The following is a 19,448-nucleotide window of genomic DNA, read 5'->3' on the forward strand; positions in this document are numbered from 1 at the left end:
GCGGTCGTCAATGGCAGCGACAACGGTGACTCGTGACTCATGGCGCAATCTCCTTAGGTGAATGCGCACGCTCAGGTTCAGCCGGCGATGCAGTTCATGTCACTTGTGTACGTGCCGGCGTTGCCCGCGTTGCGTTCGCACCTGTGATCATCATTGGTTACCCCTATCCACACTTTGCTATCTACAGTTTTCCCGGCGCATGCGGCTGCGCTCTTTTTTCATGGCGCAAGCGAACCATCACGGCTGACTTCGCCATGACACGGGCACTTGCATGATGAATGCTGCAAAACACGGCCGACGGCGCACCGACGGCGATCGCTATCCCACTGACTTGCACCGGCAGGCGCGCTGCGAATCAGCCCGCGCGCCGTACATCGCACACACGGGCGTAGCCATGCGTGCAAAAACACTCCACTGATGAACACCGAAAACTTATGTTGCGGTGTAGCAATCCCATGATGAAAGATTCGTCAACAACGACGACGCACGTGCCAACTTGAGAACCAAGACACAAAGCGCGCGTGTTTCTTTGCAAATAAATGACTGCACTCAGCGATCGTCGCGCGTCCAGATCAATCCATCGCTCTCACGCACGGGGAACGTGTGAATCGGTTCGTAGGCAGGGGGGCAAGTAGGTTGCCCCGTGCGCAGATCGAAACGTGCGCCATGGCGCGGGCATTCCACTTCGTGGTCATGAATGTCGCCACCGGTGAGCTCACCGCCGTCATGCGTGCAGATATCCTCGACCGCATAAAGATCGCCATCGATGTTGAACACGGCGATGGCGGTGTCGCCATCCCATACCACCTTGAATTCGCCCGGCAGCAATTCGGAGCGCGTGCCAACCTCCACCCATGCCTCGCTCATGCGGTGACTCCAGGCAGATCCTTCACCATCAACTCGAAGCGCAGGTCGTCGCGGCGCGGCAGGCCGAAGCGCGCGTCGCCATAGGGGAACGGCGAATATTCGCCGGTGCGGCGATAACCTCGCCGTTCGTACCAGGCCATCAGGTCGCCGCGCGCGTCGATCACCTTCATATGCATGGCGCGGCATTGCCACACTTGCCGTGCGTACCGTTCTGCCTCGGCCAGCACCAAGCGGCCCAGGCCGCTGCCTTGGCGTGGCGGGTGGACGGCGAACATGCCGAAGTAGGCCGCATCGCCCTGTCGCTCGATATGGCAGCAGGCCAGCAGCTCGCCGTCGATCGCGGCCAGCAACACGGCGCTGTCCGGGGCAGCCAGCACCTCGGCCACGCCGTCGGGATCGATACGCTGGCCATCGAGCAGGTCGGCTTCGGTGGTCCAGCCCTGGCGGCTGGCGTCACCACGATAGGCGGATTGCACCAGGGCGACGATGGCATCGACGTCGGCTTCGACGGCCTTGCGGAAAACGGGAGTAAGGACGGTATTCATCCGCACATGATAATGCGCGTCGCGATCCCGCCGAAACAGCACCCACGATTACGACAAGATTCTTGAACCTGGGTGGCCTTTACGGAAATACCCGCCTGGTGGATAACTGTGGCCGCGGTGATGCCCGCCCTGAACCGTGCTCTGGCGGCTGGGATTTCATCCCAGCCCACCACGTCACATCAGCAGCTTGCGCACTTTCAGCAGCGCAGCGATGAACGCGTCGACTTCCTCACGCGTGTTGTAGAACGCCAGCGACGCACGCAAGGTGGCCGGTACACCGTAGAACTGCATCAGCGGATGCGCGCAATGATGGCCTGAGCGCACCGCTACGCCTTGCAGGTCGAGCAAGGTCGCCATGTCGGTGGCTTGCGCGCCTTCGATCAGGAAGGAGATCACCGGTTCCTTTTCCTTCGCCTCGCCGAAAATGCGAACGCCAGGGATTTCGCGCAGGCGTTCGGTAGCGTAGCAAAGAAGTTCATATTCCCATGTGCGGATCGCTTCGAAGCCCAGGCCCTGGTAATAATCGATCGCCGCACCCACGCCGGCAAAACCGGCGATGTTCGGTGTGCCTGCTTCGAACTTATGCGGCGGCTCGGCAAAGGTGGTGCCGTCGAAGCGCACTTCGCGGATCATCTCGCCGCCGCCGAAGAATGGCGGCATGGCTTGCAGATGCTCGCGCTTCGCCCACAACGCCCCGGTGCCGGTGGGCGCCAACATCTTGTGGCCGGTCAATGCATAGAAATCGCAGCCCAGCGCCTGCACGTCCACCGGGCGATGCGGCAGCGCCTGCGAGCCGTCGACCATCAGCGGAATACCGCGCTTGCGGCATTCGCGCGCAATCTCGCGCACGGGGTTCACCGTGCCCAACACATTGGAAACATGTGTCACGCAGGCCAGCTTCACTTCCGGTGTGAGCAGCTCGAAGAATTTCTCCAGGATCAGCTCGCCGTTCGGGTCGATCGGCGCCGCCTTGACCTTGGCGCCGGCACGCGCCGCCACCAGTTGCCACGGCACGATGTTGGCGTGATGCTCCATCACCGTGGTGACGATGGCATCACCCGGCTGCAGGCGCGGCAGCGCGTAGCTGTACGCCACCAGGTTCATCGACTGGGTGGTGCCGGAGGTAAGAACCAATTCATTGCGCGAGGTGGCGTTAATGAAGGCCGCCAGCTTGTCGCGTGCATTTTCATACGCCGCCGTCGCTTCCTCGCCCAGCTGGTGCACCGCGCGCGCCACGTTGGCATTGTGCTTGCGGTAGTGCTCGTCCACCGCCTCGATCACCTGCCGCGGCTTCTGGCTGGTGTTGGCGTTGTCGAAGTACACCAGCGGCTTGTCGTGCACGGTGCGCGACAGCAGCGGGAAATCCGCGCGTATGCGCTGCACGTCGAAATCGGCGGAGAGATGGCTGGGCTTGACGGTCATGACGGTAGATGCGCGAGCAGCGCGTCGGAGAAATGGTCGCGCAGGGTTTCGTTGGGCAGCGCCGCGAACACCGCGCGGCAGAACGCGGTGGTCAGCAGCGCGCGTGCTTCGGCATGCGGCAGGCCGCGCGAACGCAGGTAGAACAGCGAGCGTTCGTCGAGCTGGCCGACGGTGGCGCCGTGCGCGGCTTTGACTTCGTCCGCGTAGATTTCCAGTTCCGGCTTGGTGTCGATTTCCGCCTGCGCGGAAAGCAACAGGTTCTTGTTGTTCAAGCTGGCATCGCTGCCGTCGGCGCCTTCGGCCACCACGATCGCGCCACGGAATACGCCGCGCGCGCGTTCGTCGGCCACACCGCGCCAGATGGATTCCGACGCGGTATTGAGCGCCTGGTGGCGGATCGAAAGCTGGGTATCGACATGCTGGCGGCCGCGCAGCACGAACACGCCGCGCGTATCCAGGCGTGCCTGGTCGCCACGCAATTCCGCGTGCAGATCGTGCCGCACCAGGCCACCGCCCAGTTCCAGCACGTGCAGCGTGGCCTGCGCCTTGGTGCCCAGCTGCAGGCTGCCGTGGCGGATCAGCGTGCTGTCTTCGGCAGCGTTCTGCAGCAACGCGAGCTGCAGCTTGGCGCCGTCGCGCAGCGCGATATCGCTGACCAGCGTACCCAGGTGCTTGTGGGCCGCCGTCGCCAGATGATGCTCGACCAGATCGAGTTCCGCGCCTTCGCCCAGTTCGATCACGTTGCGCAGATGCCAGGCGGCATCGCCTTGCGCCGGCGTTCCCGCAAAGCAGAGATGGACCGGCTTGCCCACGCGCACGCCCGGCGCCACACGCAGCACCACGCCGTCGCCGGCCAGCGCCGCGTTGAGGCGCGCGAATGCGTCGCCCGCTTCACGGTAGCGGCGGCTGAGTGCGAAACGCAGCGGTTCGGGATCGTTTTCCAATACGCGCGAAAGCGGCTGCAGCGACAAGCCCGGCGGCAGCGCTTCCAGGCGCGACAAGTCGGCGCGGAAAACGCCGTTGACGAACACCAGGCGCGGGCCGTCGATACCGGGCAAGGTCAGCGCATACGGATCGACCGGATGCGAAGCCGCCTGTGCATCGCCCAGGGCGAACCGGCGCTGGCCGAGCGCGCGCAACGCGGTGTACTTCCAGGCTTCCGCGCGCGTATCCGGCAAGCCGGCGGCGATGAACGCTTCCAGGTTTTCGCGGCGCACCGCCTCCAGCCACGCCAGGCCGCTGCCGGCCAGACGCAGGCTGCCGGCGTCGCGCAGTGCGTCGATGAAGGGCACGGGGGCCGGTGACTGGCTCATGTGCGCGCCTCGCTCGCCACCGGATCGCGATCGTTGACCCAGGCGTAACCGTGTTCTTCCAGCTTCAGCGCCAATGTCTTGTCGCCGCTTTCCACGATGCGGCCATCGGCCAGCACATGCACGAAATCCGGCTCGATGTAGTCGAGCAGGCGCTGGTAGTGGGTGATCACCAGGAAGGCGCGATCGGGCGAACGCAGCGCGTTCACGCCCTGCGCTACCTGCTTGAGCGCGTCGATGTCGAGGCCGGAATCGGTTTCGTCGAGAATCGCCAGCTTCGGTTCCAGCACGGCCATCTGGAAGATTTCGTTGCGCTTCTTCTCGCCGCCGGAAAAGCCTTCGTTGACGGCGCGATGCAGCAGCTCGTCGGAGATCTGCATGATCTTCAGCTTCTCGCGCACCAGCTTGAGGAACTGCATGGAGTCGAGCTCCGCCTCGCCGCGCTGCTTGCGTTGCGCATTGAGCGCCGCGCGCAGGAAGTAGGTGTTGTTCACGCCAGGAATTTCCACCGGGTACTGGAACGCCAGAAACACGCCGGCAGCCGCGCGCTCTTCCGGTTCCAGCGCAAGCAGGTCGCGGCCTTCGAAGATCACCGAGCCTTCGGTGACTTCATACCCGTCGCGCCCGGACAGCACATTGCCCAGGGTGGACTTGCCGGCGCCGTTCGGGCCCATGATGGCGTGCACCTCGCCCGGGTTCACGCTGAGCGTGAGGCCCTTGAGGATATCCTTGCCCTCGACGCGGGCGTGCAGGTTTTCGATCTTCAGCATGTCACTTCAAATCCGTAGATGGTTTGATGGAGCCCGCGCAGGTATCGCCTTCCTGTACGCCGTTCAACCAGGCTTGCAGCTGCTGGATGCGCTGCTGCGTAAGACTGGCTTGCAACTGGCCGACGCACATCGGGTAAACCGAACCGTATTGCGTGGCGGGGTCTTCGCCTTTGCCGACCGGGAAATGCGCGGCGATTTCCGCATCCCGAAATTGCAGCCACAGCTTTTGCGAAGCCTTGAGTTTTTCGAGAAACACCGGCTGGTCCTTGTATTTGACCAGGATGGCTTTCCATACTTTGTTGAGCTGCTGGTCTGCCTTGGTGAAGTCGGAAGAGGCGCAGGTGTTGAGGCCGGCTTGCGTGGGGGAATCGGTGCAGGAGGATTGGGGTTCGGCAGCAAGCGCGCAGAAGGGAAGCGCGAGGGCTAGCAGGAACAGCCAGGGTGTTTTCACTGCACGACTCCTTCGGCTGAGAGAACACAATGGCCGTTTGCCTTGATGGCCGTATAGAGCGCGTCGGGAGCAAGGTCGATATCGCCCGGCCAGGCCACTGCACCAAGCTCCACATGCACCGCTTCAAACACGGATGGTTCGCGCAATGCGCGGAACACGCCAGCCGAATCGCTATTCACCAGGGGTGACATATCGACGGTGCCGGATGTTCCGTCACGAAAACGAACATCCAGGCGGTAGGCAGGCATGGCCGTCACAGTCACCACGCGCCACGGCGGCGTTGCGCTCAATCCAGCGGATCGATCGGATGTGGAGACTTGCGCGCTGCACATAGATTCCAGTCCTCTAGCAACTCCGCACGATGGAGTGCGGCCCATTCAAGTACGAACGCCAGTGCCCGACGAGGTAACTGCCCTTCAATAACATCTAACGTACGTATGTCAAATAAAGCTTCCGATTCACCATAAACAGCATGAAAGTGTGGTGGCGCGTGATCAGCGAAATACATCCTTATGAGGATGCCGTAGAAACTGCTGATGGTCGGCATCCTTAACCCACCGCCCCTTCCAGCGAAATCTCCAACAACTTCTTCGCCTCCACCGCAAACTCCATCGGCAGCTCGCGGAACACCTGCTTGCAGAAGCCGTCGACGATCATCGACACCGCGTCTTCTTCGCCGATGCCGCGCGAGCGGCAATAGAAAAGCTGGTCGTCGGAGATTTTCGACGTGGTCGCTTCGTGTTCGACGATGGCGCTGGGATTTTTCACTTCCATGTACGGAAAAGTGTGCGCACCGCACTTCTTGCCGATCAGCAGCGAGTCGCATTGCGTGTAGTTGCGCGCGCCTTCGGCGCCCTTCTCCACCTTCACCAGGCCGCGATAGCTGTTGGAGCTCTTGCCGGCGCTGATGCCCTTGGACACGATCTTGGACTTGGTGCCCTTGCCGATGTGGATCATCTTGGTGCCGGTGTCGGCCTGCTGCCGGTGGTGCGTGAGCGCCACCGAGTAGAACTCGCCGACCGAGCGATCGCCGCGCAGCACGCAGCTGGGGTACTTCCAGGTAATGGCCGAACCGGTTTCCACCTGCGTCCAGGAAATCTTCGAATCGTCGCCGCGGCAATCTCCGCGTTTGGTGACGAAGTTGTAGATGCCGCCGCGGCCTTCCTCGTCGCCCGGATACCAGTTCTGCACGGTGGAGTATTTGATCTGCGCTTTTTCCAGCGTGACCAGCTCGACGACCGCCGCATGCAGCTGGTTCTCATCGCGCATCGGCGCGGTGCAACCTTCCAGATAGGACACATAGGCGCCCTCTTCCGCGATGATCAGCGTGCGCTCGAACTGGCCGGTGTGGCCGGCGTTGATGCGGAAGTACGTGGACAGTTCCATCGGGCAACGCACGCCCTTGGGAATGAACACGAACGAGCCGTCGGAGAACACTGCCGAATTGAGCGCGGCGAAATAGTTGTCGCCGACCGGCACCACGCTGCCGAGGTACTTCTGCACCAGGTCGCCGTGTTCGCGGATCGCTTCACTCATCGAGCAGAAGATCACGCCCGCTTCCGCCAGTTCCTTGCGGAAGGTGGTGCCGACGGAAACCGAATCGAACACCGCGTCCACCGCCACGCCGGCCAGCTTGGCGCGTTCGTGCAGCGGCACGCCGAGCTTGTCGTAGGCTTCCAGCAATTTCGGATCGACATCGTCCAGCGACTTGGGTTTGTTCTTCGGCGAGGCGTAGTAGCTGATCGCCTGGAAATCGATCGGCGCGATGTTGAGCTTGGCCCAGTTCGGCATCGGCATGGTGAGCCAGTGGCGGTAGGCCTTCAGGCGCCACTCGGTCATCCACTCCGGCTCGCCCTTCAGCGCGGAAAGCTGGCGCACGATGTCTTCCGACAGGCCGGGCGGCAGGCTGTCCGTTTCGATGTCGGTGATGAAGCCGGCTTCATAGCGACGGCCGAGCGCGGCGGCGACTTCGGCGTTGTCGCGCAGCACGACGGGGCTATCGTTCTCGATGGTCATGATGCTGTCCTGCCTTTCAATTCATTCAGCGCCACGGTGGCGACGGCCGGCGGCGCGGGGCGCAGCATGTCGGCCAGGCTCATCGTGCGCAGCGCGTTGTCGAGTACGTGGTTGATGCGTTGCCAGCTGCCGCGCACGCCGCACTGGGCTTCGCGTTCGCACTGGCCGTCGCCGAGGGTGCATTCGGTCATGCCGAGCGGACCTTCGATCGCCTCGACGATGTCGGCCAGGCTGATCTGCTGCGCCGGCCGCGCCAGGCGGTAGCCGCCATTGACGCCACGGAAGGAGTCCACCAGCCCCGCGTGCCCCAGCGACTTCAGCAGCTTGCTGACGGTGGGTAGTTCCAGATGCGCCTCTTCGGCGATCTGCGCCGTGCTGACGACATCGCTCGGGTGCGCGGCGATGCAGGTCATCACCACAGTGGCGTAATCCGTCAGTCGGCTGACACGAAACATAGGGGAAGGAGGACATCTGCTAATCAGGACCGAAATGGTACTGATTAGACATGAAACGGTCAAATGGCAGGCAAGCGAGCGCGCCCACTCTTGCGCCATATTGGTGCAATTGATGCACCAAATAGTTCGCCCGTCAACGCCGCCCGCGCCTTGGTCGAGCCGGGAACGGCGCCACCAAGCCAAGCGCGGCGCCACCCTCGCGCTTGGCACGCATTCTGCTGTGTTGCAGCAAACCATCTGGAGCTGTCGCGCATGAAATGGGTTACCGCCATCATCAAACCCTTTACCTTGGACGACGTGCGCGAGGCACTCGGCGAAGCCGGTGTGCAGGGCATGACCGTGACCGAGGTGAAGGGCTTCGGCCGACAGCGCGGCCATACCGAGCTGTACCGCGGCGCCGAGTACGTGGTCGATTTCCTGCCCAAGCTGAAGATCGAGATTGCCGTGGCCGACGACCAGGTCGAGCTGGCGATCGAGGCGATCATCCGCGCGGCAAAGACCGGCAAGGTGGGCGACGGCAAGATTTTCGTAAGCGATCTGGAACAGGTGATCCGCATCCGCACGCAGGAAGTGGACGCCGATGCGCTTTGACATGCTAGGACATGGGGAACGGGGGATGATGGGTAAATATCGACGTGTTTTGCGGCTCGCCGCCGCCGTACTCGCAGCCGGCGTGGCCATGCCTGCCTTGGCACAAGCGACACCGGCACCGACGCTCAATGCCGGCGACACCGCCTGGATGATCGTCGCCAGCGCCTTCGTGCTGATGATGACGATTCCGGGCGTGGCGCTGTTCTACGGCGGCATGGTGCGGGCGAAGAACCTGCTGTCGGTGATGATGCAATGCCTGGCCATCACCGCCCTGGTGACCGTGCTGTGGATGGCGTACGGCTATTCGCTGGCCTTCAGCACCGAAGGCATGCATGCGGGCGTCACCAACTGGCATTCCTTCCTGGGCGCCTTCGACCGCGTGATGCTGGCGGGGCTTACGCCCAACACGCTGTACCAGACGGTGCCGGAAAGCACCTTCGTGATGTTCCAGCTCACCTTCGCCATCATCACGCCGGCGCTGATCATCGGCGCCTATGCCGAGCGCATGAAATTCACGGCGATGCTGTGGTTCTCCGGCTTGTGGCTCACCTTTGTGTATCTGCCGATCGCGCACATGGTGTGGAGCGGCCCGGGTTCATTCCTTGGCGACCTGGGCGTACTGGATTTCGCGGGCGGCACGGTGGTGCACATCAATGCCGGCATTGCCGGCCTGGTCGCCTGCCTGGTGATCGGCAAGCGCCGCGGCTGGCCGCATACACACATGCCGCCGCACAACCTGGGCTACACGGTGATCGGCGCCGCCTTGCTATGGCTGGGCTGGTTCGGTTTCAACGCCGGTTCCGCCGTAGCCGCCAACGGCAGCGCAGGCATGGCGATGCTGGTGACCCAGATCGCCACCGCCGCCGCGGTGATCGGCTGGGTGGCGGTGGAGTGGATCGTACACAAGCGCGCCAGCGTGCTTGGCGCGGCGTCGGGGGCGGTGGCCGGCCTGGTGGCGATCACGCCGGCGGCCGGTACGGCAGGGCCTGCCGGGGCGCTGGTGATCGGCTTCGCCGCTGGTGCGGTGTGTTTCTTCACCGCCACGCGCTTGAAGCACAAGCTGGGCTATGACGACACGCTGGATGTGTTCGGCGTGCACGCGGTGGCCGGCATCATCGGCGCGTTGCTGACCGGCGTGTTCGCCGCGCCGAAACTGGGTGGTTTCGATAGCGCAGTGACGTCGCCGCTGCTGCAGTTGTGGATTCAGGCCAAAGGCGTGGGCTTCACCATCGTGTGGAGCGGCGTGCTGAGCTGGGTGATCCTGAAGCTGGTGGATCTGGCGGTTGGTTTGCGTGTTGAGCCCGAGCAGGAACAGGTGGGTCTGGATATCGCGGAGCATGAGGAGCGGGCGTACAACCTTTCGTAAGTCATGACCAACCTGCCGGATGCGTCCCCTCCCCTGCGAAGTAGGGGAGGGAGCGGATCACCGCGACAACAAGCTTCCGTGCCATTGGCACTAAGCTATCGGCGTGTCCGCAACGAATCCTCCCATGCAAAGCACCACCGACCGCGCCGCGTCCCGTCTTGCCTGGGCGCGCGCAACGCTTGGCGATAACGCGCTCCTACTCGAACCCGCCTCCTCCGACGCCAGCTTCCGTAGCTATTGGCGCACACATCACGACGGCCGCAGCTGGATCGTGATGGATTCGCCGCCGGCGCAGGAAGATCCGCGTCCGTGGCTGCAGATCGGCCGGCAACTGGCCGCGGCCGGCCTGCACGTGCCAGCCGTGCAGGCGCAGGATCTCGAACAGGGTTTCCTGCTGATCGAGGATCTCGGCACGCGGCTTTACCTGCTGGAGCTCAACGAACACAACGCCGACGCTCTGTATGGCGACGCGATGGACGCCCTGCTGCTGATGCAGACGCGCATGGGTTATCGCGATCTGCCGCCATTCGATCGCGCGGTGCTGCAGCGCGGACTGGAAGTGATGCCGGAGTGGTTTCTCGGCCGCCACCTCGCGCACACGCCTGCCTGCGACGAATGGGATGTACTGGAGGCGGCGTTCGAGCTGATCATCCACAACGCGCAGGAACAGCCGCGTTGTTTCGTCCATCGCGATTATCACAGTCGCAACTTGCTGGTGGTCGAGCGGAACAATCCCGGCATTATCGATTTCCAAGGGGCGCTTGCCGGCCCCATCACCTACGACCTGGCGTCGTTGTTGCGCGACGCGTATGTCACTTGGCCGCGGGAACGCGTGGAAGCCTGGGTGGAGTCGTACCGGCACCGCTTGCGCCATGCCGGCGTCATCGGCGGTGACATCGACCGCCAGCGCTTCCTGCGCTGGTTCGACCTTACCGGCCTGCATCGTCACGTACGCGTGCTCGGCCAGTTCTATCGCCTGTGGTATCGCGACGGCAAACCGGGCTATCTCGCCGACGTGCCGCGCGTCTATCACTACGTAGTGTCGGTGGCGCGCAGCTATCCGGAACTTGCCGGCTTTGCCGCCTTGATCGAACGGTATGCCGAAGGCCGGGATCTCACCAAGGTGGCCAGCGCATGAGGCACGCGCTGATCTTTGCGGCAGGGCTGGGCGAACGCATGCGCCCGCTGACCAACCACACGCCCAAGCCTTTGCTGCGCGTACGCGGCAAGCCGCTGATCGCGTGGCACCTGGAAAAACTGGCAGCGATCGACGTGCGCTACGTGGTGATCAACACCTCGCATCTGGCCGAGCAGTTTCCGGAAACCCTGGGGGATGGCTCACAGTGGGGACTGCGTATTCGTTATGCATACGAGGGCCCGGTACCGTTGGAAACCGGCGGCGGCATGCTCAACGCGCTGCCGTTATTGGGGCCGGAACCGTTTGTCGTGATCAGCGGCGATGTGTGGACGGATGCGGATTTCGCCGCGCTACCGGTCGAGCCGAAGGGCCTGGTGCATCTGCTGATGGTGGACAATCCGCCACATCATCCGCACGGCGATTTTGCGCTGGATGAGCAAGGCAAGCTGCACGACGTGGGTGACCAGCGGCTGACGTATAGCGGTATTGGTGTTTATCGGCGTGAACTGTTGAACGGCTGGCAGGCAGTCATCGATCAACGCCATCCAGTGGATGAAAAATCCCCACGCTTCAAGCTTGCACCGCTATTGCGCGCGGCGATGCAGCGGGGCGAGGCAAGCGGCAGTCATCATCGCGGCGAGTGGACGGATGTGGGTTCGCCTGAACGACTGGCGGCGTTGAACGCGTAGCTTTGTATCGCGCCATCCCAGCCTACGGCGCACCCGACGCCAACGGCTTGATCGACACCGGTACAGGTATCGTTGGCGGCGCCGCTGCCTGCGCTTCCTCCTGCGACAACGCCGCATCCTGCGCCTGCTTGGTCATCATGATGATGCTGATGCGCCGGTTGATCGGATCGCTTGGATTGGCTTTGTCGAACGACACTGAATCGGCCAGCCCCACCACGCGCGCAATCTTGTCCGCCTCCAATCCACCATCCAGCAAAGCGCGCCGCGCGGCATTCGCGCGATCGGCGGAAAGCTCCCAATTGCTGTACTGGCTTGAGTTGCTGTACTGCGCATCATCGGTATGACCGGAGATGCTGACCTTGTTGGGCGCCTGGTCGATGAAGCCGGCCAGCTCGTGCAGGATCGCTACGGTGTAAGGCTCCAGCGTGGCGCTGCCGGTGGCGAACATCGGGCGGTTCTGCTTATCCACGATCTGGATGCGCAAACCTTCCGGCGTGATGTCGAGCAACAGCTGATCCTTGAACGGCGCCAGCGCCTGGCTTTTCTCGATCGCGGCATGCAATTGCTGCAGCAGGTTTTCCAACCGCTGCTTTTCGCGCTCGCGCGCCAGCTTCTCCACTTCTGCCGGCGCCACCGGCGTGGCGGCGCGGCGATCCTTGCCTGCACCGTGCGAGATGTCCATGGCACCGCCGAGCTTGATCATGCTGTCGCTTGCACCGCCCGGGCCGAGCTTGCCCGGTGGCGCCACCGTCGCCGTGCCCGGCGTCATGCTGGGGTTCTTGAAATACTCGGCGATGGCCGCGCGCTGCTGGCGCGTGCCCATGCCGAGCAGCCACATCACCAGGAAGAACGCCATCATGGCCGTCACGAAATCGGCGTAGGCGACTTTCCAGGCACCGCCATGGTGACTGTGCTTCTTGCGCCGGGAACGGCGCACCACGATCAGCATGTCGCGACCCGGCTCGCTCACGCCGAAGCTCCGGCGCGCGTGGCATCCTTGAGATGATCTTCGAAGTCCTGAAAGTTGGGCCGCGTCTGCGGCGATAGCGTCTTGCGCGCAAACTCCACCGACACCTTCGGGTTGTAACCGCGCAGACAGGCCAACAATGCCACCTTGACGCACTCGAACGCCTTGCCGTCTTCATGCACGCGGCTTTCCATGGCTGCCGCCAACGGGCCGACGAAGCCATAGCACAGCAAAATCCCCAGGAACGTACCGACCAGCGCGCCGGCAATGTGTTCGCCGATCTGCGAGGTGTCGCCGCCCAGCTGCGACATGGTGGTAACGATGCCGAGCACCGCCGCCACAATGCCAAAGCCCGGCAGCGCATCCGCCATTTTCATTACCGCCAGCGCGGGGGCTTCCGCCTCGTGCTGGTGGGTTTCCAGCTCCACTTCCAGCAACTGCTCCAACTCGTGCGGATTCATGTTGCCGCCGACCATCAGGCGCAGGCAATCGGTGGTGAACTCGATCAGGTGATGTTCTTTCACCAGGCGCGGATACGCGCTGAAGATGGAACTCGATTGCGGATCTTCGATATGCGACTCCAGGCCGAGCAAGCCTTGCTTGCGCATCACGCTGAAGATGTCGTACAGCAGCGACAGCAGATCAACGTAATCCTGCTTGCGGTACTTCGGCCCTTTGAACAGCGCGACGACATTCCGCAACGCGTCCTTCACGATCTTCAGCGGATTGGCCGAGAGGAATGCGCCGATGGCGCCGCCGCCGATGATCATCAATTCGCTCGGCTGCCACAGCGCAAGAATGTGGCCGTGCGAGAGCAGGTAGCCGCCCATCACGCAGGAAAGCACCACCAGGGAACCGATCAGGACAAGCATGGGGACTCCATTCGCGACGTTAGCGTCCTTCCTGCTTATCGACCGTTGGAGTACAAAATTTAGATCAAAGAATCGGTGCAATGTGATGCAGATCAAGCGCACATTTTTGTCATATGCGCACCAACTGCGTCAGATGCATGACAAGTTGCGTAGGCGTGCAAAACAAAACGGCCCGGACAACCGGGCCGTTTTGAATTCGCTCGGCGCGATACATTACGGACGGCGCGCCAGTTCCGGATTTTCCTTGGTCACCGGCATCAGGTCCTTCTTCGACACGCCCAGCCACAGCAGGATCGGGCTGGCCACGAAGATCGACGACAAGGTACCCACCAGGATGCCGATCAGCATGGTCACCGCAAAACCATGCACCGTCGGACCGCCGAACAGATACAGCGCACCCATGGCGATACTGGTGAACAGCGATGTGATGATGGTTCGCGACAAGGTGCTGTTGATCGAGCGATTGAGGATTTCTTCCGGATCGGCCTTGCGCGACGAACGGAACAGTTCGCGGATACGGTCGAACACCACCACCTTGTCGTTGATGGAGTAGCCGATCACCGCCAACACCGAGGCCAGCACGGTCAGGTCGAATTCGCGCTGCACCAGCGAAATCACGCCCAGGGTCACCAGTACGTCGTGCACTTCGGTGGCGAGCGCGGCGATCGCGAAACGGCGTTCGAAGCGAATCCACAGGTACAGGCCGATGCCGATGATGACGAAGATCGCCGCAGTAACACCGTCGCTGCGCAGCTGTTCGCCCACCTGCGGGCCGACGTAGCTCTTGCCGGCAATGGTGGCGTCCGGACGCGCGGCCTGCAGCGCCTTGGCCACGTCGTTGGAGATCAGGTCGAGGTTGGGCGACTTGCCTTCCTGCAGTACGTAATGCTTATCGTCCTTGGGCTGGAAGCGGATCGAGACTTGCCGCGTGCCACCCACACTCTGTACGACGGAATTGTCGATGCCGCCCTTGCTCAGCGCGCTGCGCACATCTTCCACCGACACAGCCTTGGCGTAGGTGACATCCACGCTGACGCCGCCGGTGAAATCCAAGCCATAGTTGAGGCTGCGGGTGGCGAGCAATGCGATCGAGGCGACCATCAACAGGATGGCGATGCCGATGCTGATCTTGCGCAGCCCCAGAAAGTGGACGTTGGCGTTGTGGTTGAAAATTTCCATGGGAGTCTCCGATTACACCGACAGCGTCTTGAGCTTGCGGCCGCCATGGATCAGCGCGGTGATCGCATGCGTAAGCGTGACCGACGTGAACATCGACGTGAGGATGCCGATCAGCAGCGTTACGCCGAAGCCCTTGATCGGACCGGAGCCCATCGTGGTCAGCGCCAGCGCGGCGATAAGATGGGTGACGTTGGCGTCGAGAATGGTCGCCCAGGCTTTTTCGTAGCCGGCGCGAATCGCCGCCAGCGGCGTGGAGCCATTGCGCAGCTCCTCACGCACGCGCTCGCAGATCAGCACGTTGGAGTCGATCGCCATGCCCAGCGTCAGCACAATACCGGCGATGCCCGGCATGGTGAGCGTCACGCCGATCGCGGACATCACCGCGACCAGGATCACCAGGTTGAAGAACAAGGCGACGTCCGCCACCAAGCCAAACAGCTTGTAATAGATCGCTGCCGCCAGCAGCACCAGGCCCAGACCCAGCAACACCGCCTTGAGGCCTTGCTCGATGTTGTCCTGACCGAGGCTGGGGCCGATCACGCCTTCCTGCACGATGTCCATGCGCGCAGCCAGCGAACCGCCCTTGAGCATCAGCGCCAGGTCCGAGGCGGCCTTGGCGCTGGCCAGGCCGGTGGTCTGGAATTTGTTGCTGAACACGCCGTTGATGGTGGCGTAGTTGATCACCTGGTAAGTGGTCTTGGGCGTGCGTACTTCTTTGCCATCGACGATCTTGGTGTCGGTGGTGCTTTCCACGTACACCACGGCCATCGGCTTGCCGACGTTTTCACGGGTGAAGTCGAGCATCTTGGCGGCGCCGGCCGAGTTCAGCGTCACGTTGACGCTCGGCGAACCGCTCTGCTGGTCGTTGCCCGAGGAGGCATCCACCAGCTCGTCGCCGCTGGCGATGATGTTCTTGCTGACCAGGTAGGCGATCGTATTGTCCGGGTTGTAGTAAAGATGCGCGTCCGGCGGAATATTGCCGGTGCGGACCGCGTCCGACACCGCCTGGTCGCCCACCCAGTCGCGGCCGTTGAAGCGCGCTTCGCCCAGGCCCGCCACGTACTGCAAGGTGGCGGTTGCACCGATCACCTTCTTCGCCTCGGCCGGGTCCTGCACGCCGGCCAGCTCCACCGAGATGTGGTCCTCGCCCTGCGCCTGGATGATCGGCTCGGACACACCCAGCGCGTTGATGCGGTTGCTCAGCGTGGCGAGGTTCTGGCGGATCGCGTTGACTTGCAGATCGCGCAGCTTGTCCGGCTTGATGCTGGCATTGAGCACGAAGCGGTCGCCGGTGCTTGGGCCGTCTGTCACGGCCAGATCGGTGTATTCACTGGCGATCGCATCGCTGGCCGCGGAGCGGTCCGCCGCGGAGCTCAGTACCACGCTCACGCCCTGCCCGCGCGTAGCGTTGCGCGCGACGGAGATGAAGGGAATCTTCTTGTCCTTCAGCAGCGCGGTGATGTCCTGCGTGTAACGGTTTTCCTGCCGGTCGATGATGTCGTTCTGGTCGACCGCCATCAGGAAGCGCACCCCGCCCTGCAGGTCCAGGCCCAGCGGCATGGCGCGGCCGCCGATCATGGACAGCCAGCGCGGCACGGTGGATTCCAGGTTGAAGCCGATGTTGTAGTTCTCGCCCAAGGCCGCCTTCAGCGCATCGGCCGCACTCTTTTGCAGGTCGCCGTTGGTAAAGCCGATCACGATGTAATCGCCGCGCGTGACGTCGTGCTTGAGGCTCTCATTGACGTACGGGAGCTTGGCCGACTGCAGGGTGGCGATAACCTTCTGCTGCACCGACGGATCGAGCGTGGTGCCTTGGGCCGGCGCGACCTGCACCGCCTGCAGCGGCGGATAGGCGTTTGGCAGTGCGTACAGGATGCCCGCCACCAGTACGATGGCAACCAGAAAGTATCTCCAGCGGGGAAAATCACTCATGCCTTGCATCCGAATGAACCGCGGCGCCGCGCCGCGGATAACGTGAATAGATAAGTTGGACAGGATTGCCTGGCGATCAGGACGATTTCAGCGTGCCCTTGGGCAGCACCTGCTGAACCGAGCCCTTTTGCAGCTTGATCTTCACGTTCGGCGCAATCTCGACCGTGATGAAGGTCTCGCCCACCTCTTCGACGCGGCCGGCGATGCCGCCATTGGTGACCACTTCGTCGCCCTTGGCCAGGCTGGAGACCATCTGGCGATGTTCCTTCTGCCGCTTCATCTGCGGACGGATCATCATGAAATACATCAGGCCGAACAGCGCGATCATCATGATCAGCATGGGCAGGCCACCACTGGCCACTCCCGGCGCTGCCTGCGCCAGTACGAAAGTCGTCGAAAGAATCATCTGCTTATCCCGCAAGTTGTGGCTGCGACTGGAGTTTTTGCCGCAAGCCCAATAAAAGACGTCGGATTATGCCATGCACCCCGGTGCTATGCACGGCGCGCAAGGCCCGGGCAGTCCGGAGTACTGCCCTCTGACAACAGCGGACTGGCAGGGTTTCGTTATTCCGCGGTCCCGCGCCGCTGCGCGTAGAACGCCGCCACGAAGTCCCCCAGCGAACCGGCCGCGATGGCCTCGCGCAGCCCGGCCATCAGGCGCTGGTAGTGATGCAGGTTATGGATGGTGGCGAGCTGGCTACCGAGGATTTCGTTACAACGGTCCAGGTGGCGCAGGTAGGCGCGGCTGAAGCCCTGGCTGCAGGCATAGCACGCGCAGCCCTCCTCGATCACGCGGGTATCGTTGGCGTACTTGGCGTTGCGGATGCGCAACGTGCCTTGAGAGGTGAACAGGAAACCATTGCGCGCGTTGCGGGTGGGCATCACGCAATCGAACATGTCGATGCCGCGGCGAACGGCCTCGACGATGTCCTCCGGCCGGCCCACGCCCATCAGATAACGCGGCCGGTCCTGCGGCAGCAGCGGCACGGTGACATCCAGCGTGTGATTGCGCTCCGCTTCCGGCTCGCCCACCGCCAGCCCGCCCACGGCATAGCCGTCGAAGCCGATCTGGATCAGCCCTTCGGCCGAACGCCGGCGCAGGTTGTCGTAGACGCTGCCTTGCACGATGCCGAACAGCGCGTTCGGATTTTTCAGATCATCGAAGGCGCGGCGCGAGCGCTCCGCCCAGCGCAGGCTCAGCTCCATCGATTCGGCGGCGATGTTTTCCGTGGCCGGATACGGTGTGCATTCGTCGAAGATCATCGCGATGTCGGAATCGAGCACGGTCTGGATGCGCATCGATTCTTCCGGCGACAGGAACACCTTGGAGCCATCCACCGGCGAGGCGAACGTCACGCCCTGCTCGGTGATCTTGCGCTTGTGCGCCAGCGAGAACACCTGGAAGCCGCCGGAGTCGGTAAGGATCGGCTTGCTCCAGCCGATAAAGCGGTGCAGCCCGCCGAACTCGCCGATGATGTCCAGCCCCGGCCGCAGGAACAGGTGAAACGTATTGCCGAGGATGATCTCAGCGCCGACGTCGAGCAGGTCGCGCGGGGTCATGGCTTTCACCGAGCCATACGTGCCCACGGGCATGAACGTCGGCGTCTCCACGCTGCCGCGATCGAAGACGAGACGGCCGCGGCGTGCGCCGCCATCGGTGGCGAGGAGATCGAAGTGCATGGAAGTCATGGGTGCGGGAGCCGTTGTTTGTTTATGCCGTAAATCGGGAATCGTAAATCGTGGAAATCCGGTCCGCGGAAATTTTCCGGCGCCGCTTTCACGATTCACGCTCCGCGCCGCCAGGCAAGATCAACATCGCATCCCCATAAGAGAAAAACCGATAGCGCTCCTGCACCGCATGCCGGTAGGCATCGAGGATGAACTCCCGGCCCGCCAGCGCCGATATCAGCATCAGCAAGGTCGACTGCGGCAGATGGAAATTGGTGATCAGCCCGTCGATGCTGGTGATCCGGTAGCCGGGGAAGATGAAGATCTGCGTTTCGCCCGCGAACGGGCGCAAGTCGCCGTTCACCGTCGCGCTTTCCAGCGCGCGTACCACGGTGGTGCCGACCGCGATCACGCGCCCGCCGGCGCGGCGCGTTCGCTGGATCTGCTCGACCAGGCTCGCGCCCACGTTCAACCATTCGCGGTGCATCTGGTGATGCGCAAGCTCCTCCGCACGCACCGGCTGAAATGTGCCCGCACCCACGTGCAGGGTGACGTAGCCGAAATCCACGCCGATGTCGCGCAACTGCTTGAGCAGCGCTTCGTCGAAATGCAGGCCAGCCGTCGGCGCCGCCACGGCGCCGGGCTCGCGTGCGTACACCGTCTGGTAGCGCTCCAGATCGCTGGCATCCGCATGCCGCGAGATATAGGGCGGCAAAGGCATCTCGCCCAGCTTCGCCAGCAGACGCTCCAACGGCTCGGGCGATTCGAAACGCAAGCGGAAAAAACTTTCGTCGCGCCCCAGCACGGTGGCATGGCTGCCATCGGCCAGGATGATCGCCGTACCTTCGCGTGGCTTCTTGCTTACCCCCAGTTGCACGGTGGCTTCGTGCGCACCGGTCACGCGCTCGATCAGGATTTCCACCGCACCGCCGCTCGGCTTCTGCCCATACAGGCGCGCCGGCAGCACGCGGGTGTCGTTGAACACCAACAAGTCGCCCGGCCGCAGGAACTCCGGCAATTCGCGGAACATCCGGTCCTCGCGCTGGCCTGCCGCCGCATCCAGCAGCAGCAGGCGGCTGGCCGAACGCTCGGCCAAGGGCGCCTGGGCGATCAGTTCGGGCGGCAGATCGAGATCGAAATCGGACTTTTTCACGGGAGGCGGGTTCGAAGCGTGTGACCGTGGATTATCGCGCAGCCGGGGCATGCGGAT

21 protein-coding genes are annotated in these 19,448 nt (G+C 63.0%); 4 read left to right on the top strand and 17 right to left on the bottom strand.

Annotated elements, in window-relative coordinates:
- Nucleotides 1-549: 549 nt before the first annotated feature.
- The 10 genes from VMA74_RS00620 to VMA74_RS00665 all read right to left on the bottom strand — a co-directional run bounded on the left by VMA74_RS00620 (nucleotide 550) and on the right by VMA74_RS00665 (nucleotide 7,836).
- Nucleotides 550-867, bottom strand: a complete 318-nt coding sequence (locus tag VMA74_RS00620) for a non-heme iron oxygenase ferredoxin subunit (RefSeq protein WP_325363771.1) — start codon at nucleotides 865-867, stop codon at nucleotides 550-552.
- Nucleotides 864-1,412 carry a GNAT family N-acetyltransferase gene (locus tag VMA74_RS00625; protein WP_325363773.1) on the bottom strand — a complete coding sequence of 183 codons (549 nt, stop codon included), beginning with the start codon at nucleotides 1,410-1,412 and terminating at the stop codon, nucleotides 864-866. The genes VMA74_RS00620 and VMA74_RS00625 overlap by 4 nt, the downstream gene beginning before the upstream one ends.
- A gap of 174 nt (nucleotides 1,413-1,586) precedes the next feature.
- On the bottom strand, nucleotides 1,587-2,834 hold the full coding sequence (locus VMA74_RS00630) for a cysteine desulfurase (protein ID WP_325363775.1): 1,248 nt from the start codon (nucleotides 2,832-2,834) through the stop codon (nucleotides 1,587-1,589).
- Complete coding sequence (gene sufD / locus VMA74_RS00635; RefSeq protein ID WP_325363777.1) at nucleotides 2,831-4,147, bottom strand: Fe-S cluster assembly protein SufD; 1,317 nt, start codon at nucleotides 4,145-4,147, stop codon at nucleotides 2,831-2,833. The genes VMA74_RS00630 and sufD overlap by 4 nt, the downstream gene beginning before the upstream one ends.
- Nucleotides 4,144-4,914 (bottom strand): Fe-S cluster assembly ATPase SufC, encoded by a 771-nt coding sequence (gene sufC / locus VMA74_RS00640; protein ID WP_325363779.1) that lies wholly within the window; start codon nucleotides 4,912-4,914, stop codon nucleotides 4,144-4,146. The genes sufD and sufC overlap by 4 nt, the downstream gene beginning before the upstream one ends.
- 1 nt (nucleotide 4,915) lies before the next feature.
- Nucleotides 4,916-5,365, bottom strand: a complete 450-nt coding sequence (locus VMA74_RS00645; RefSeq protein WP_325363781.1) for a lysozyme inhibitor LprI family protein — start codon at nucleotides 5,363-5,365, stop codon at nucleotides 4,916-4,918.
- A complete protein-coding gene (locus VMA74_RS00650; RefSeq protein ID WP_325363783.1) occupies nucleotides 5,362-5,742 on the bottom strand; it encodes a DUF2442 domain-containing protein in 381 nt (126 codons plus the stop codon). Before VMA74_RS00650 ends, VMA74_RS00645 begins: the two co-directional genes overlap by 4 nt.
- Nucleotides 5,652-5,912 carry a DUF4160 domain-containing protein gene (locus tag VMA74_RS00655; RefSeq protein WP_325363785.1) on the bottom strand — a complete coding sequence of 87 codons (261 nt, stop codon included), beginning with the start codon at nucleotides 5,910-5,912 and terminating at the stop codon, nucleotides 5,652-5,654. The genes VMA74_RS00650 and VMA74_RS00655 overlap by 91 nt, the downstream gene beginning before the upstream one ends.
- Nucleotides 5,913-5,914: 2 nt before the next feature.
- A complete protein-coding gene (sufB, locus tag VMA74_RS00660; protein WP_325363787.1) occupies nucleotides 5,915-7,381 on the bottom strand; it encodes a Fe-S cluster assembly protein SufB in 1,467 nt (488 codons plus the stop codon).
- Entirely contained in the window at nucleotides 7,378-7,836 is a 459-nt protein-coding gene (locus tag VMA74_RS00665; RefSeq protein ID WP_325363789.1) for an SUF system Fe-S cluster assembly regulator, read from the bottom strand. Before VMA74_RS00665 ends, sufB begins: the two co-directional genes overlap by 4 nt.
- A gap of 252 nt (nucleotides 7,837-8,088) precedes the next feature.
- Here VMA74_RS00665 and VMA74_RS00670 point away from each other — a divergent pair, with 252 nt between their 5' ends.
- The 4 genes from VMA74_RS00670 (at nucleotide 8,089) to murU (ending at nucleotide 11,620) form a co-directional block, all read left to right on the top strand.
- On the top strand, nucleotides 8,089-8,427 hold the full coding sequence (locus VMA74_RS00670; protein WP_325363791.1) for a P-II family nitrogen regulator: 339 nt from the start codon (nucleotides 8,089-8,091) through the stop codon (nucleotides 8,425-8,427).
- Nucleotides 8,428-8,452: 25 nt separating this feature from the next.
- The gene (locus VMA74_RS00675) at nucleotides 8,453-9,793 is read left to right on the top strand and encodes an ammonium transporter (protein ID WP_325363793.1); all 1,341 of its coding nucleotides are present in this window, start codon (nucleotides 8,453-8,455) and stop codon (nucleotides 9,791-9,793) included.
- 124 nt (nucleotides 9,794-9,917) lie between these two features.
- On the top strand, nucleotides 9,918-10,931 hold the full coding sequence (locus VMA74_RS00680; protein ID WP_325363795.1) for an aminoglycoside phosphotransferase family protein: 1,014 nt from the start codon (nucleotides 9,918-9,920) through the stop codon (nucleotides 10,929-10,931).
- Nucleotides 10,928-11,620, top strand: coding sequence for an N-acetylmuramate alpha-1-phosphate uridylyltransferase MurU (gene murU, locus VMA74_RS00685; protein ID WP_325363797.1), 693 nt, complete (start codon nucleotides 10,928-10,930; stop codon nucleotides 11,618-11,620). Before VMA74_RS00680 ends, murU begins: the two co-directional genes overlap by 4 nt.
- Nucleotides 11,621-11,642: 22 nt before the next feature.
- Here murU and motB read toward each other — a convergent pair whose 3' ends face one another.
- The 7 genes from motB to queA form a co-directional block, all read right to left on the bottom strand.
- Nucleotides 11,643-12,590: a flagellar motor protein MotB gene (motB, locus tag VMA74_RS00690; protein ID WP_414649531.1), complete on the bottom strand. Its 948-nt coding sequence runs from the start codon at nucleotides 12,588-12,590 to the stop codon at nucleotides 11,643-11,645.
- Nucleotides 12,587-13,459, bottom strand: a complete 873-nt coding sequence (motA, locus tag VMA74_RS00695) for a flagellar motor stator protein MotA (RefSeq protein ID WP_325363799.1) — start codon at nucleotides 13,457-13,459, stop codon at nucleotides 12,587-12,589. Before motA ends, motB begins: the two co-directional genes overlap by 4 nt.
- 213 nt (nucleotides 13,460-13,672) lie before the next feature.
- Nucleotides 13,673-14,638 (bottom strand): protein translocase subunit SecF, encoded by a 966-nt coding sequence (gene secF, locus VMA74_RS00700; protein ID WP_325363801.1) that lies wholly within the window; start codon nucleotides 14,636-14,638, stop codon nucleotides 13,673-13,675.
- Nucleotides 14,639-14,650: 12 nt separating this feature from the next.
- Nucleotides 14,651-16,570: a protein translocase subunit SecD gene (gene secD, locus VMA74_RS00705; protein ID WP_325363803.1), complete on the bottom strand. Its 1,920-nt coding sequence runs from the start codon at nucleotides 16,568-16,570 to the stop codon at nucleotides 14,651-14,653.
- A 76-nt stretch (nucleotides 16,571-16,646) separates the two neighbouring features.
- Nucleotides 16,647-16,976, bottom strand: a complete 330-nt coding sequence (yajC, locus tag VMA74_RS00710) for a preprotein translocase subunit YajC (RefSeq protein WP_325363805.1) — start codon at nucleotides 16,974-16,976, stop codon at nucleotides 16,647-16,649.
- A 158-nt stretch (nucleotides 16,977-17,134) separates the two neighbouring features.
- Nucleotides 17,135-18,259, bottom strand: a complete 1,125-nt coding sequence (gene tgt / locus VMA74_RS00715; RefSeq protein ID WP_325363807.1) for a tRNA guanosine(34) transglycosylase Tgt — start codon at nucleotides 18,257-18,259, stop codon at nucleotides 17,135-17,137.
- 88 nt (nucleotides 18,260-18,347) lie between these two features.
- Nucleotides 18,348-19,391, bottom strand: coding sequence for a tRNA preQ1(34) S-adenosylmethionine ribosyltransferase-isomerase QueA (gene queA / locus VMA74_RS00720; protein ID WP_325363809.1), 1,044 nt, complete (start codon nucleotides 19,389-19,391; stop codon nucleotides 18,348-18,350).
- Between the last annotated feature and the right edge of the window lie 57 nt (nucleotides 19,392-19,448).

Origin of the sequence: Dyella sp., assembly GCF_035508675.1 — a bacterium.
Lineage (GTDB): Bacteria > Pseudomonadota > Gammaproteobacteria > Xanthomonadales > Rhodanobacteraceae > Dyella_B.